The sequence below is a fragment of the Kitasatospora sp. NPDC085895 genome, from assembly GCF_040702125.1.
In the GTDB taxonomy this organism is placed as follows: Bacteria; Actinomycetota; Actinomycetes; order Streptomycetales; family Streptomycetaceae; genus Kitasatospora; species Kitasatospora arboriphila.
Genome location: NZ_JBFBJY010000084.1, coordinates 23,477 through 36,008 on the forward strand (window position 1 = coordinate 23,477; position 12,532 = coordinate 36,008).

A 12,532-nucleotide genomic window follows, 5' to 3' on the forward strand; every position below is an offset into this window, starting at 1 on the left:
AGAGCCGCGGGCCGAACGGCGGGAGGGCCGAACGGCGCCCTCACCGCCGGAGCACGAGCGGCCCACGCCGTGCCGGCGGGATCCCCGCGCACCACCCGACACGGGCCCGATGCCCGAGTACCGGGGAAATCGGCAGGTATGCGACCATACCCGCCATGTCCAGCACGTTTCCTCCGGACCGGGGCCCCGGCGCCCCGGCCGACCCCCGGCGCCGTCTCCTGCTCGAACTCGGTGCGGGCATGTTGGGCGGCGGCCTGCCCGTCCACGACGTGGAGGAGGAACTGCGCGGGCTCGGGCGGACGCTCGATGCACCCGATGTGCGGGTCGCCGCCCTGACCACCGGCCTGTTCGTGGCGCTCCACGCGGACGACCCCGCCGTGTTCGAGCCCGTCGGCCCCGCCCTGCGGTTCGAGCAGACCGCCGACGTCCTCGACGTGGTGCACCGGCTACGCACGGGCGGCCTCGACGGGCACCAAGCGCTGCGCGACCTGGACGCGGTCCGCCGGGCCCCGGCCCGCTGGCCGGTCTGGGTCGCGGATCTCGGGGTGCTGCCGGTCGGGGTCGGGCTCTGCCTCTACCTGCAGCCGGTGGCGGCGAACGTCCTCGCCGCCGCGCTCGGCTCGCTCATCGTGGTGGGCCTGACCATGACGGCCCGCCGACTGCCGCTGCTGCGGCCGCTGCTGCCGGTCACCGCAGGCTTCCTCGTCTCCGTCCTCGTGCTCGGGGCCGCCCGGGCCTCCCTGCTCGACGGACCGCTGCGCACGATCGTCGCCACCCTGGCGATCCTGCTGCCCGGCGGCCTCCTGGTGACCGGGCTGTCGGAGATCGCCGCGGGTGCGGCCAGCGCCGGGACGGCCAGGCTGGTGTCCGGCTCCGTGCAGCTGTCACTCTTCCTCGCCGGTGTGGTGGCCGCCGCCACCGCCACCGGCGTGCCCACCTCCGTGCTGACCAACACCCAGGTCGTCGCGCCGAGTTGGTGGGTCGTCTGCCTGGGCTTGGCACTTGCCGTGGCCGGAGTCGTGATCAACGTCAACACCCCGCCGCCCGCGATCCCGTGGATCGTCGCGGTGATCGCGGTGACCGCCGCCGTCCAGATCACGGTCACCACCACCAACGGCCCGGCGATCGGCGGTCTGGCCGGCGCGGTCACCGCCGCCACCGCCGCCACCGTCGCGCACTGGCTGCGTCGCGGCTCGTCCTGGCAGGTGCTCTACCTCCCCGCGTTCTGGGTCGTGGTGCCCGGCTCGTTCGGCCTGCTCAACACCGCCCAGATCGAGGTCGGCAACGGCGCGCAGGCCGTCCTCACCGCCGTGTCCGCGGTGTTCGGCGTCTCCATCGGCACACTGATCGGCTCGGTCATCAGCCGCATCCCGCGACCCGCTCCACCGTGGCCACGGTCCTGACCCCGGGCGACCGTGACGCCTTCGGACCGGGCGCGTCCGCGGCACCGCGGAGCCGTCCGCGGTCCCCGGGCGGAGCCCCGACCGGTGTGCGGATCGTCCGCGCGCGGCGGAGGCTCGGGGCAGGGACGGCCGGCCGGTCCGCGCGACTGCGGACCGTCCCGGACAGCGCCCGGTACGCGCCGCACGCCGGCAACCGGCGCCTCCACCGGTACGTGGTCGTCACCCGGCCCGGAATGCTGCGGGCGATCCGGATGGTCTCCCCCGGGATGCTCCAGCGCCCGGCGGCCGCGATCGTCGTCTGCGTCGACTGGGCCGGGGTGCGCGCGTACGGCTTCCCGGAGAGCAACCCCGGCCCGTACATCGACGTGGGGACGGCGGCGGCGACCATGCTGCTGGCGGCGCACGGCCCGGGGCTGGGCGCCGGGCCGGTGACCTCGTTCAGCCGGGCGGCGGTTGCCGTGCTGCTCGGGGCGCCGGACGGGGTGCGGCCCGAGCTGATCGTCTGCCTCGGCCACCCGTCGCCGCAGCAGCCTCCCCCGGTGCGCCGCCGGGGCGGACCGGTCTGGACGGACCAGGTGCGGCGGGAACACTTCTGAGTGTCCGCTCCCGGGCCCGGTGCCGAGCTGCTGCACCACCCGCGGGCCGGCGACCTGGAGCCGGCGTACGAGACGCTCACACCGAACAGCGCCCCCGGCCAGCAGCCGGTGGTGTACCGGGCCGTGCCGGGCAGCCCGTCCACCGAGCGCCTGTCACTCCTTCAGGCGCCGGACGCGTCGGACGAGCCGGACACGTCGGCCCGGCCGGTCGGTCCGGTCAGCGGAACCGGCCGGTGACGGTGCCCCAGCCGTGCCAGCGGTCGACCTCGATCAGGGCGGTGACCCGGCCGCGGTCCCGCACGGGGTAGTCGCGGCCCCGGTAGTGCCGGGAGAGCCGGTCGATGTCGGCGAGCCGCCGGTCCTCGTACAGCTCGGCGACCCGGCCGATCAGGGTGATGTGGGTGTACCAGGAGTGCTCGTCGAGCACGGTGAGGCTGACCCGGGGGTCGGCGCGCAGGTGGTGCAGGCGGGTGCGGCCCTCGTCCATGTTGACCAGGACGCGGCCGTCCTCCTCCCAGAGGTACCAGGTGGCGGTGGAGACGGGCTGGCCGTCCGGGCGGAGGGTGGCGATGACGGCCGGGTTCGCCTTGCGCAGCAGCGCGACGGCCTTCTCGGGCAACGGTGGCTCGGGCATGAGCGCTCTCCTGGTCCGCGCCGGGGCCCGCCCGCGCGCCGGGCGGCTGCTCTCCGGTCCCTTCTCCGGTCCCTCCGCAGCGTAGGCCCCGATCGGCCGGTCACCACGGCGCAATGCCGGACGGGTCGTGAGTCACCCACGTGGACCTGCGGCACCGGCGGATCCACGTGGTCGGAGCCGGCCCCGCCGCCGGGCACCCCTGGAGCGGGCGCTGTCCGCCCGCCGGATTCGACCGCTGACGGCCGCTCCCCCGCGGTGGCCGGAACGGCGCGCCGCGGGGACGCCGGTAGGGGATCCGGCGCGATACTGCTGACCATGCGTGTCGCGCTCATGACGGCCGGTTCCCGCGGCGACGTCGCCCCGTTCACCGGACTCGGGTCCGGGCTGGCCCGGGCCGGCCACCAGGTCACCCTGGTCACCCACGCACGGTTCGCACCGCTCGCACAGGGCGCCGGGATCGGCTTCCACCCGCTGCCGGTGGACCCGCGCGAGGCCCTGGAGTCCGCCGCCGGGCAGGGCCTGCACCGCAGTTCCAGCGGGATCGGCAAGCTGACCCGGCTGGTCGCGATGGCGCGTTCGCTGGTGGGCAGGATGGCGGACGAGCTGCTGGTCGCCGCCCACGGTCAGGACGTCCTGCTGCTGTCGGCCGCCCTGGCGCCGCTGGGGCACGCGATCGCGGAGGGGATGGCCCTGCCGAGCATCGGCCTCCATCTGCAACCGCTCGCCGCGACGGCCGAGTTCGCCCCGCCGGTGATCGGCGCGAGGTCCTGGGGCGCGGGCCCGAACCGGCTGGCCGGGCATGCCGTGAACGCGGCCGTGGACGGCATCTTCACCGAGGCCGTCCGCCGTACCCGCTCGCGCCTCGGGCTGCCCCGGCTCAGCCTCCGCTCCGCCCGCCGGGCGCGTGAGCAGGCCGACTGGCCGGTCTTCCACGGCTTCAGCGAACTGGTGGTGCCACGCCCCCGCGACTGGCGTCCGGGCCTGCGGGTGGCCGGCTACTGGTGGCCCGGGGACCCGCCCGAGGCCGAGCTCCCGCCGGAGCTCCGCGACTTCCTGGACGCGGGCGACCCCCCGGTCTTCGTCGGCCTGGGCAGCGCGGCGGTGCCCGACCCGGAGGGGGTCTCCCGCACGCTCGTGGCGGCGCTGCGCGCGGCCGGGCTGCGCGGCGTGGTCCAGCGCGGCTGGAGCGAGCTGCACGCCGAGGGCCCGGACGTGATCACCGTCGACGACGTCCCGCACCACCTGCTCTTCCCACGGACGGCCGCGGTCGTGCACCACGCCGGGGCCGGCACCACCGCGGCGGGCCTGCGGGCCGGGGTGCCGGCCGTCCCCGTCCCGATCCAGTTCGACGCCGCGTTCTGGGCCGGCCGCCTGACCGGTCTGGGGGTGGCCCCGGCGGCCGTGCCGCTGCGCCGCCTGACGGCCGGCGCCCTCGCCGCGGCGCTGCGCGCGGCCACCGCCGACCCGGAGCACGCCCGCCGCGCCCGGGCCCTGGCCGCCCGCCTGCGGGACGAGGACGGCGTGGCCCCGGTGCTCGCCGCCGTGGACCGTCTCGCGGGCCGAGCGAACTGAGCTGGCTGGGCGGGCTGACCGGGACGAGCGGGACGGAACCACGGCCGCCGTCCACGGGCCACCGACGGCGTGTCAGTTCCAGGTGCGATCGTGTGCCGCATGAACGACACCACTCCGCGTGGCGGAGCACAGCCGACCGTTTTGCTCGACCAGGCCCCACCGGGGCCCTGGTCGTTCCTGCCCGTACCACCGCCGCTCACCGGCCGGGCGCTGCTCTCGGCGCTCCGCGAGGCCGAGCGGACGGCGCACGGCGAACTGCGCGAGCTGTGGGGCTTCGCCGCGATGAACGCCGAGGCCGCGATGAACACCGCGCCCGGGATGCGGCCGACCTCCGGTGAGCTGTGGGCCGCCGCCCAGGAGTACGCGCAGATCGCCGCGAGCGCGCGGTGACCCGGCACCCCGGGGCCGCGGGGGTCCCGGGGCGCGCTGCCCGGGGCCCCCGCGGCCGACCGGTCAGGGGGTGGTCGCCCAGCGCTGTGCGGCGCTGCCGGTGCAGGCGGCGAGCAGCAGTCCGGTGCCGTTCGCGGTGCCGGACTTCTCCGGCGCGAGGCACTTCCCGCCGCTGACCAGGGCGAGTTGCGGCCCTTGTTGCCAGCGCTGTCCGGTGGAGCCGTTGCAGGGCTGCACGGCGACGGTGCCGGCCGTGCCGTCGAGGCAGACCCCGGCGAGTCCGGTGAACGACCCGTCGGCGTGCAGGGTCCAGCGCTGGTTGCCGCCGCCGTGGCAGGTGTAGAGGGTCGGCCGGGTGCCGGGGGCGGTCGCCGAGCCGGGCAGGTCGACGCAGCTGCCGGAGGCGCCGTTGACCAGGGTGGTGTCGGTCGGTGGCGGCAGGGCGCGTCCGGTCGCACCGATCTCGGCGGCACTCGTCCACGGGCCGCGGTCGCCCGCCTCGCTCAGGGCCTTCAGCCGCAGGTAGCGGCCGTTCTTGGCGCCGAAGGAGATCCGTTGCTGCGCCGCGCTGTCCGGGAGGCTTCCGGTGGCGACGGGGCTGCCCCAGTCGGCGGTGGTGTCGGAGACGTACACCTCGTAGCCGCCGATCCGGCCGTTGACGCCGCCGTCCTGCCGGGGCAGGTAGCTCAGCCCGTCGACGGCGTAGCGGGCGCCGAGGTCGATCTGCAGCTCGTGCGGCAGGGGTGCGGCGGTGCCTGACCACTTGCTGTGCCAGAGGGTGGCGCTGTTGCCGTCGATGGCGTTCGCGGCCGCGCCGTTCTCGGCCGAGGTCTCCTGGCTGTCGGCGTAGGCGACCGTCCAGCCGCCGGTGGGGATGGGGGTGGCGCCGGGGATCGCGCTGCCGGTGGGCAGGGTGAGGCCGGTGGCCGTCACGGTGAAGGCGGCGGATCGGGAGCCGGTCTTGACCAGGAGCACGCCGGAGCGGTCCGCCGGGTCGAAGTACCAGCCGCTGGCGGCCGCGTCGTAGGCGCTGCGGCTGGCCAGTGCCGGCAGCGCGGTGCCGGCGACGGTGACGCTGCCGGGTGCGGCGGCGGCGTGCACGGTGAACTCGTAGTCGCGGGAGGCGGGTTTGCCGGTGTAGCTGCCGGTGGCCGCCCCGACGGCGATGCTGACGTCGCCGGTGCCGGACTGCGGTGCGGTGACGTCGACCCGCTGCCGGGCGTACGCCCCGGACCGGTAGGCGCGGGTGGTGCCGTCGTCCTCGTACAGGCTGAAGGTGGAGCTGCCGCGCGGGTAGACGTCGTAGGTCAGCCGGGAGACGGGCTTCTCGCCGGCGTAGTTCATCTGCGGCCACATCGGCACGACGGCACCGGACTTGACGAAGAGCGGCAGGGTGTCGAGCGGCGCGCTGTAGCCGTTGAGCCAGCCGGGCCCGGTGTACGCCTTGCCCGTCCAGTAGTCCGTCCAGGTGCCGGCGGGCAGGTAGATGCCGTCGCGGACGGCGGTGTCGGAGACCACCGGGGCGACCAGGAAGGAGTCGCCGGCCATGAACTGGCCGCTGGTCGCGTTGCCGCGCGCCACCGGGTCGTCCGGGTACTCCAGCACCATCGCCCGGGTGGACGGGACGCCGGTGTCGGTGGCGTTGCGGCTCATCGTGTACAGGTAGGGGGTGAGCCGCATCTTCAGCTGCAGGTACTTGCGGTTGATCGACAGGTAGGGCTCGGCGAACCGCCAGGGCTGCTTGTCCTGGTACCCCGCGGACGGGTTGGTCGCGCCCCAGCCGGACATCGTCATGAACGCCGGGGTGAAGGCCTTCCACTGCAGGTCGCGGACGTAGGTCTTCGGGCTGCCGCCGAAGATGCCGTCGACGTCGCCGGAGGCGTAGTTGAGGCCGGACAGACCCGCACCGGCGATCGCCGGGACGTGCCAGCGCATGGCGTCCCAGGTGCCGCTGGTGTCGCCCGTCCAGACGACGGCGTTGCGCTGGGTGCCGGCCCAGCCGTCGACCGTCCAGACGAAGCGGCGGGCGTCGGAGTGGTCCTCGATCCCGGCGACGGCCTGCTGCACGCCGGTGAAGGCGGTCTTGTAGCCGCCGCCGATCCAGGCGACGTCCGTCTTCACCGCCCGGGAGCCGGCCGTGCCGACCTCCCAGTCGATGTTCGACAGTCCGGTGGAGGTCCACAGTCCGGTGTGCACGCCCTTGGCGGCGAGACCGGAGACGGTGCTCGGCAGGTCGGTGTAGCCGCAGCCGTAGCCGTCGTTGGGCAGGAACCAGCCGGAGGGCATGTCGGCGGCGCGGGCGTCGGCGGCGTAGCCGACCGCGTCCGGGGTGGTCTGGTGGCGGAGCCTGCCGTGGTCGCCCTGGTAGGCGGGGTTGGAGGCGTTGAAGCAGTCGGCGTTGCCGAGTTCGAGGCCCCAGACCGGGGCGAGGAAGGGCTTGCCGGTGACGTCGGTGTAGCCGCCGAGCACGTCCTTGAGCGAGTCGCCGGCGAAGTACCAGGCGTCGAAGCGCTTCTCGTCGTGCGCGAGCGTGGTCGGCGAGCCGAAGCCGTAGGAGCCGGGGGCCCAGGTGTTGCGCATCACGCCGTAGCCGTTGGTGGACATGTAGAACGGCGCGGGGCTGGCGTTGCTGTTCTCCGTCCAGGAGTTGCTGACGGCGACGGGCACGGTCCTGTCGCGTAGCGCCCACTCGCCGAGGCGCAGGCCGGTGCCGTAGAACTGCTCGTCGGCGCCGCGGGTGAGGTACTGGGTCGTCCGGTCGGCGGTCCAGCTGGTGGGCTGGGACTCGGCCCAGAGCAGGGTGGTGTTGTCGGCCCGGTACAGGGCGAAGGTGAGCGGCGACTTGTTGATCCGCAGCGAGACGGCCGAAGTGGCGATCCGCCAGTAGCCGCCGGCGTCGGTCCAGGTGGCGTCGACGGCGCCGAAGTCGGTGGTGGTCGCGAGGTCGTGGCCGGCCGGGTCGTCGGTGAAGCTGCCGTCCGGGGAGAGCCAGATCCGCAGGATGTCGGCCCGGGCGAGGACGATCCGGGCGGCGGCGCCGCCGGAGGCGGTCACCGTGAAGGTGTTGCCCGAGCGGGTGATCCCGGTGGCGTTTCCGGGAGTCGCGGCACCGGCGGGGTGGGCCGGGCCGAGGACGGCGGCGAGGACGGCGACGAGCAGCAGGGCCAACGGGAGCGCGACGGGCCTGGCGCCGGGACTTCCCGGCCGCGGTCGGACGGTGGGCGGAGCGGATCGCACGAGGGTGCCTCCTCGGAGGTCTGTGGGGTCCGGTGACCCGGAAACGGCGCCGCGGCACGCTCGACTCGGCCGCGGGCAGGGGCGGTCGGGGCTGTCCCGGCGGTCGGGGCCGTTGGGGCGGTGGGGGCCGTCAGGGCGCTTCACATCAGAGCAGAGCCCTGATGTGACGTCAATTGCTCGAACCAGCCGATGTCCGCGCAGTTTCGCGCATACGCGCGCGAGCTGTGCGCGAGCCGTGTGCACGCAGGGGCCGGAGCCGCCACCGGACGGGGCGGGACCTCGCACGACGGCCGGGGCCGGCGCGGATCGTCCGCGCCGGCCCCGGCCGTCAGCCTCCTCGGTGCTCAGAGGTGCTCAGAGGTGCTCAGAGGTGCTCAGAACCGCACCGGCAGCTCCAGCAGGCCGCGGGCCCGCAACGAGGGACGGTGCCGCAGCTCCGACTCCGGCACGTCCAGCGCCAGTTCGGGGAAGCGGCGCAGCAGGGCGGTCAGCGCGACCGAGGTCTCCAGGCGGGCGAGCGGGGCACCCAGGCAGTAGTGGATGCCGTGGCCGAGGGCGAGGTGGCCGGTCTCCCGCCGGTGCACGTCGAGCCGGTCCGGCTCCGGGAACTGCTCCGGGTCGCGGTTGGCCGAGGCGAGGACGCACAGCACCGTCTCCCCCGCCGGGACGGTGACGCCGCCGATGACGACGTCCTCCCGCGGGAAGCGGCGGATCGCCAGCGGCGCCGGCCCGTCGTAGCGGGCGAACTCCTCCACGGCGGCCGGGACGAGGCTCTCGTCGGCGCGCAGCGCGGCCAGTTGGTCGGGGTGGCGCAGCAGCGCGAGGACGGCGTTGCCGATCAGGTGGACGGTGTTCTCGTACCCGGCGAAGAGGATCAGGAAGGCGAGCGAGGTGAGCTCGTCCTCGCCGAGCCGGTCCCCCTCGTCGCGGACGGCGATCAAGTCGGAGAGCAGGTCGTCGCCGGGTTCGGCGCGCTTGCGGTCGATCAGTGCGGTGAAGAAGGCGAGCATCGCGGCGACGGCCCCCCGGGCGTCCTGCGGGCGGGCCGGGTCGGGGGTGACCAGGGCGTCCGTCCAGGCCCGGAAGTCGTGGCGGTCCTCGGTGGGCACGCCGAGCAGGTCGCAGATCACGGTGATCGGCAGGGGTGCGGCGTAGGCGGTGATCAGATCGGCCCGGCCGTGCGGGGCCATCGCGTCGAGCAGGGCGTCGGCGACCTGCTCGACCGGTCCGCGCAGTGCGGCGATCCGCCGCGGGGTGAACGCCTGGGAGACGAGCCGCCGGATCCGGGTGTGGTCCGGCGGGTCCATGTTGAGCAGGTTGGCGTCCAGGGCGGGCGGCAGGGCGAAGCCGCGGTAGTTGCCGGGCGCGGCGTGCTGCTTGTCCAGGGCGAGCCGGGGGTCGGCGAGCGCCCGGCGCACGTCCGCGTACCGGGTGACCAGCCAGACGGGCAGCCCGTCCGGGCCGGTGATCCGGTGCACGGGGCCGGCCGCCCGCAGTCGGGCGTACCCGGCGTACGGGTCGGCGATCAGCGCGGCGGCCGGGTCGGCGGAAGAACCGGTGGAGGGTTCGGCGGCAGGGTCGGTGGAAGGGCGGGCGGAGTGTGCGAGGTCCGGTGCGGTCACCCGGTCAGCCTAGAGGGCGCCCCGTGCGCCGACCGTGACGCCCGGTCAGGCACGGTTGAACGTCACATGGGTGACCCCGCTGGGGCTCGCCACCGTCTCGATGCGGAAGCGCTCCTCGATCCCTTCGAGCCCGTCCCAGAGGCGCTCGCCACGGCCGAGCAGGATCGGCACCACGACGACGTGCAGGTGGTCGACCAGGTCCTCGGCGAGGAAGGCCCGCACGGTGCTCGGCCCGCCGCCGAGCCGGACGTCGAGGCCGCCCGCGGCCTCCTTGGCCTGCTTCAGCACCTCCTGCGGCGACCCGTCCACGAAGTGGAAGGTGGTGCCGCCCTTCATCTCCACCGAGGGGCGGGGGTGGTGGGTCATCACGAAGACCGGCGTGTGGAACGGCGGCTCCTCGCCCCACCAGCCGTTCCAGTCGTGGTCCTCCCAGGGGCCGCGCTGCGGACCGAACTTGTTGCGGCCCATGATCTCCGCGCCGATCCCGTCGGCCCAGGTCGCGGCCATGGCGTCGTCCACGCCGAAGTCGCCGCCCTGCTTGCTCTGCATCGACCGGAACGCCCTGGTGTTGAAGAACCAGCCGTGCAGCCGGTGGCCGGCGTGGCCGAACGGCGCGTCGAGGGTCTGCCCCTCTCCGGTGCCGAAACCGTCGAGCGAGACCGAGAAGTTGTGGACCCGTACCAGCGACACGCGAGGACCTCCGGCAGTCGGCAATCCGGCGCGGCCCCGCCGCGCCCGTTCCGACCGAATCTATCCCCGGGGTACGACAGATCCGCGGAGCACCGGACGCCGGGGCGCGGCGCGACCGGCGCGGGACGACGACGGGTGCCTCGGGCGCGGCGCGGGCCGGGATGCGGCGCTGGGCCGAACGGGGCAAGGTCGAGGCATGACCGATGTCCTCGTACTCCTCGAACTGGAACCCTCCACGGAGGTCCTGGACAGCGGCGAGGTCGACGTCGGCGCGCGCATCCGCTGGGTCCATGCCGCCCCCGCCGACCCGCAGGACCCGGAGCGGCCCGCCGCCGCCACGTTCTGCGGCCTGCCCACCGTCGACCTCGAACCCGAGTCCTACCGTCCCGCCGCCCCCGGCGACAGCTGGTACCCGCCGTCCCAGACCACCCGCCACTGCCTCGACTGCGACCGGGCCCTCACCGCGGGCTGACCGACGGAGGGCACCGGAACCGCCCGCTACTCCGGTGCTCCGGCGAGGGCCCGGACCAGGCCGTCGGTGAGGGTCCGCACCAGGCCGCCGTCCTGGTCGCGGAGGGGGTTGATCTCCGTGACGACCACGGCGGCCAGCTGCGGGGCGCGGGCGAACTCGGCGAGGCAGTCCAGTGCGACGGCCAGCGGGAGGCCCTGGTTGAAGTGCGGGAAGTCCGCCAGCGGCAGCTCGGTCGAGTCGATCACGTCGACGTCGAAGTGCAGCAGCAGGTGCGCGTACCGCTCGGCGAGGTCGCTGCGGACGGCGCGGGCCGCGGCGACGGGGTCGGCCCCGGGGGCGGTCAGCCCGGTGCACGGGTGGGTCCGCAGGCCGTACCGGGCGAGCCTGTCCCGCTCGGCCGCGTTCACCTCCACCGGGTCGTGGCCGAAGGCGGTGACGGCGTCGGCGGTCAGCAGCGGGGTCCGCGGTCCGAGGCCGGCGAGCTCGGGGGCGCCCTCGCCGAGCAGATGGGCGAGGACCATGGTGTCGAGGACGCCGGAGACGGTGCTGTCGGGCACCGACAGGTCCACGTCGCCGTCGAAGTAGATCAGTCCGGTGTCGGGCCGCCGCGCGACCAGGGCGGCGGTGACGCCGAGGGTGATGGTGCAGTCCCCGCCGATCACCAGCGGCAGCGCGCCGTCGTCGAGCAGGGCGCCGACCCGGTCGGCGACGGACCGGGCGACGTCGGCGACCAGGGCGAGGTTCTGCCGGTTGCGGTGCTCCGGGTCGGTGCGGAAGGGCACCGCCGGTAGGTCGCCGTGGTCCCGGACGGCGAGACCCGCGCTGAGCAGCCCCTCGACCAGCCCGGCCGCCCGGACGGCGGCGGGCGCCTTCTCCTGACCGGGTCCGTGCGTCCCTGCGCAGGACGGCACTCCCAGCAGCGCGATCTCACGCGGCACGGCATGGCCCCTCTCCGGTTCGCCGGGCGGGGACGGGAACCCGGCCGCGCCTACGGCGAGCGTAGGCGCGGCCGCGGGGCCCGGCGGCCTCCCACGCCCGGGCCGGGACGGTCAGTCCTCCGTGCAGAGCAGCATGCCGCGACCGACCTCGTCCGCGGCCACACCGGTCAGCAGCAGGCCCACGGCCTCGTCCGCCGCCCCGTCCCCGGCGAAGCAGCTGCGGAACCGCTCCAGGCCCGCGACCGTGACCGTCAGCGGCCGCCGCCCGGCCGCCCGTCCTGCTGCCTGCCCGTCCGGGCCGAGCAGCAGGGCCCGGTCCGGAACGGCCGTTCCGGCGGCGAGCCGGCCGGTGACGGCGACGCCGCGGCCCGGTACGGCCACCACGTCCTCGATCCGCATCCGCACGCCCGCCGTCCCCCTCCCGGCCCGAACCGCTACTGGCGGATCGTCACGACGGCGGCGGCGCCGTCGACCTGGAGCAGGTCTCCGCCGTGGTGCAGCAGCACCGCGTCGTACCGGTCGAGGTCGTACCCGGCCGAGGCCAGGGCGGCGGTGCCGGCGAGGCAGACGACCAGCAGGACGCCGTCCTCGGGGGCCCGGACGGGGCGCGGGGCGTCCGCGATCTCGACCTGCGCGCTCGCGCGGCCGCGCCGGGTCATCACGTTGAAGTCGACCACCGGCCCGCCCTCCAGCCGGCAGTCGGTGGCCGTGTCCCCGGGGAAGGCGAAGGGCCGGAACGGCTCGGTGAGCGCCTGCTCGGCACCGGCCACGGTCAGCGTCATCCCGGCGCCCTCGACCAGGGTGATCACCCGGTCGGTGTCCGCGAAGACGGAGAACGGCCCGCCGCGGGCGACGTCCGCCAGGCTGACCCGCCAGGCGAAGTCGGTCATCCCCGCACCGGCCGGCCCGGCCGCGACCTCGCGGGTCACGCCGCCGCCGTTGAGCCACGGCACCGCCGCCCGGTCCGCCGCCCGCAGT

The 12,532-nt window shown here is 75.3% G+C and carries 13 protein-coding genes; 6 read left to right on the forward strand and 7 right to left on the reverse strand.

The genetic code is table 11. The features are described from left to right. The first annotated feature begins 155 nt into the window (after positions 1 to 155). The 3 genes from AB0442_RS34585 to AB0442_RS34595 all read left to right on the forward strand — a co-directional run bounded on the left by AB0442_RS34585 (position 156) and on the right by AB0442_RS34595 (position 2,236). Entirely contained in the window at positions 156 to 1,403 is a 1,248-nt protein-coding gene (locus AB0442_RS34585) for a threonine/serine exporter family protein (protein ID WP_366167538.1), read from the forward strand. Between the two features lie 86 nt (positions 1,404 to 1,489). Next, positions 1,490 to 1,999, forward strand: a complete 510-nt coding sequence (locus AB0442_RS34590) for a nitroreductase family protein (RefSeq protein WP_366167539.1) — start codon at positions 1,490 to 1,492, stop codon at positions 1,997 to 1,999. Beyond that, the gene (locus tag AB0442_RS34595; RefSeq protein WP_366167540.1) at positions 2,000 to 2,236 is read left to right on the forward strand and encodes a hypothetical protein; all 237 of its coding nucleotides are present in this window, start codon (positions 2,000 to 2,002) and stop codon (positions 2,234 to 2,236) included. It begins immediately after the preceding gene. On the opposite strand, the gene AB0442_RS34600 is transcribed toward AB0442_RS34595, so the two are convergent. Then, a complete protein-coding gene (locus AB0442_RS34600; protein ID WP_366167541.1) occupies positions 2,217 to 2,633 on the reverse strand; it encodes a PPOX class F420-dependent oxidoreductase in 417 nt (138 codons plus the stop codon). The two genes, AB0442_RS34595 and AB0442_RS34600, sit on opposite strands and share 20 nt — an antisense overlap. A gap of 315 nt (positions 2,634 to 2,948) precedes the next feature. On the opposite strand from AB0442_RS34600, the gene AB0442_RS34605 reads away from it, so the two are divergent. Next, positions 2,949 to 4,205 carry a glycosyltransferase gene (locus AB0442_RS34605; protein ID WP_366167542.1) on the forward strand — a complete coding sequence of 419 codons (1,257 nt, stop codon included), beginning with the start codon at positions 2,949 to 2,951 and terminating at the stop codon, positions 4,203 to 4,205. 99 nt (positions 4,206 to 4,304) lie between these two features. After that, positions 4,305 to 4,595 carry a hypothetical protein gene (locus AB0442_RS34610; protein WP_366167543.1) on the forward strand — a complete coding sequence of 97 codons (291 nt, stop codon included), beginning with the start codon at positions 4,305 to 4,307 and terminating at the stop codon, positions 4,593 to 4,595. Positions 4,596 to 4,658: 63 nt separating this feature from the next. Here the strand turns inward: AB0442_RS34610 and AB0442_RS34615 are convergent, their stop codons facing one another. From AB0442_RS34615 to AB0442_RS34625, 3 genes are all read right to left on the reverse strand, one after another. Further along, positions 4,659 to 7,832: a TIM-barrel domain-containing protein gene (locus tag AB0442_RS34615; protein ID WP_366167544.1), complete on the reverse strand. Its 3,174-nt coding sequence runs from the start codon at positions 7,830 to 7,832 to the stop codon at positions 4,659 to 4,661. Between the two features lie 374 nt (positions 7,833 to 8,206). Beyond that, positions 8,207 to 9,361 carry a cytochrome P450 gene (locus AB0442_RS34620; protein WP_366167550.1) on the reverse strand — a complete coding sequence of 385 codons (1,155 nt, stop codon included), beginning with the start codon at positions 9,359 to 9,361 and terminating at the stop codon, positions 8,207 to 8,209. 138 nt (positions 9,362 to 9,499) lie between these two features. After that, complete coding sequence (locus tag AB0442_RS34625; RefSeq protein WP_366167545.1) at positions 9,500 to 10,144, reverse strand: dihydrofolate reductase family protein; 645 nt, start codon at positions 10,142 to 10,144, stop codon at positions 9,500 to 9,502. Positions 10,145 to 10,340: 196 nt separating this feature from the next. Between AB0442_RS34625 and AB0442_RS34630 the strand changes: the two genes are divergently transcribed. Next, positions 10,341 to 10,616, forward strand: coding sequence for a hypothetical protein (locus AB0442_RS34630; RefSeq protein WP_366167546.1), 276 nt, complete (start codon positions 10,341 to 10,343; stop codon positions 10,614 to 10,616). A 26-nt stretch (positions 10,617 to 10,642) separates the two neighbouring features. Here the strand turns inward: AB0442_RS34630 and AB0442_RS34635 are convergent, their stop codons facing one another. The 3 genes from AB0442_RS34635 to AB0442_RS34645 all read right to left on the reverse strand — a co-directional run. After that, positions 10,643 to 11,554 (reverse strand): arginase family protein, encoded by a 912-nt coding sequence (locus AB0442_RS34635; RefSeq protein ID WP_366167547.1) that lies wholly within the window; start codon positions 11,552 to 11,554, stop codon positions 10,643 to 10,645. A 111-nt stretch (positions 11,555 to 11,665) separates the two neighbouring features. Continuing rightward, on the reverse strand, positions 11,666 to 11,959 hold the full coding sequence (locus tag AB0442_RS34640; protein WP_366167548.1) for a hypothetical protein: 294 nt from the start codon (positions 11,957 to 11,959) through the stop codon (positions 11,666 to 11,668). A gap of 29 nt (positions 11,960 to 11,988) precedes the next feature. Continuing rightward, the coding region (locus AB0442_RS34645; protein WP_366167549.1) for a HutD family protein at positions 11,989 to 12,532 on the reverse strand (544 nt) is incomplete at its 5' end.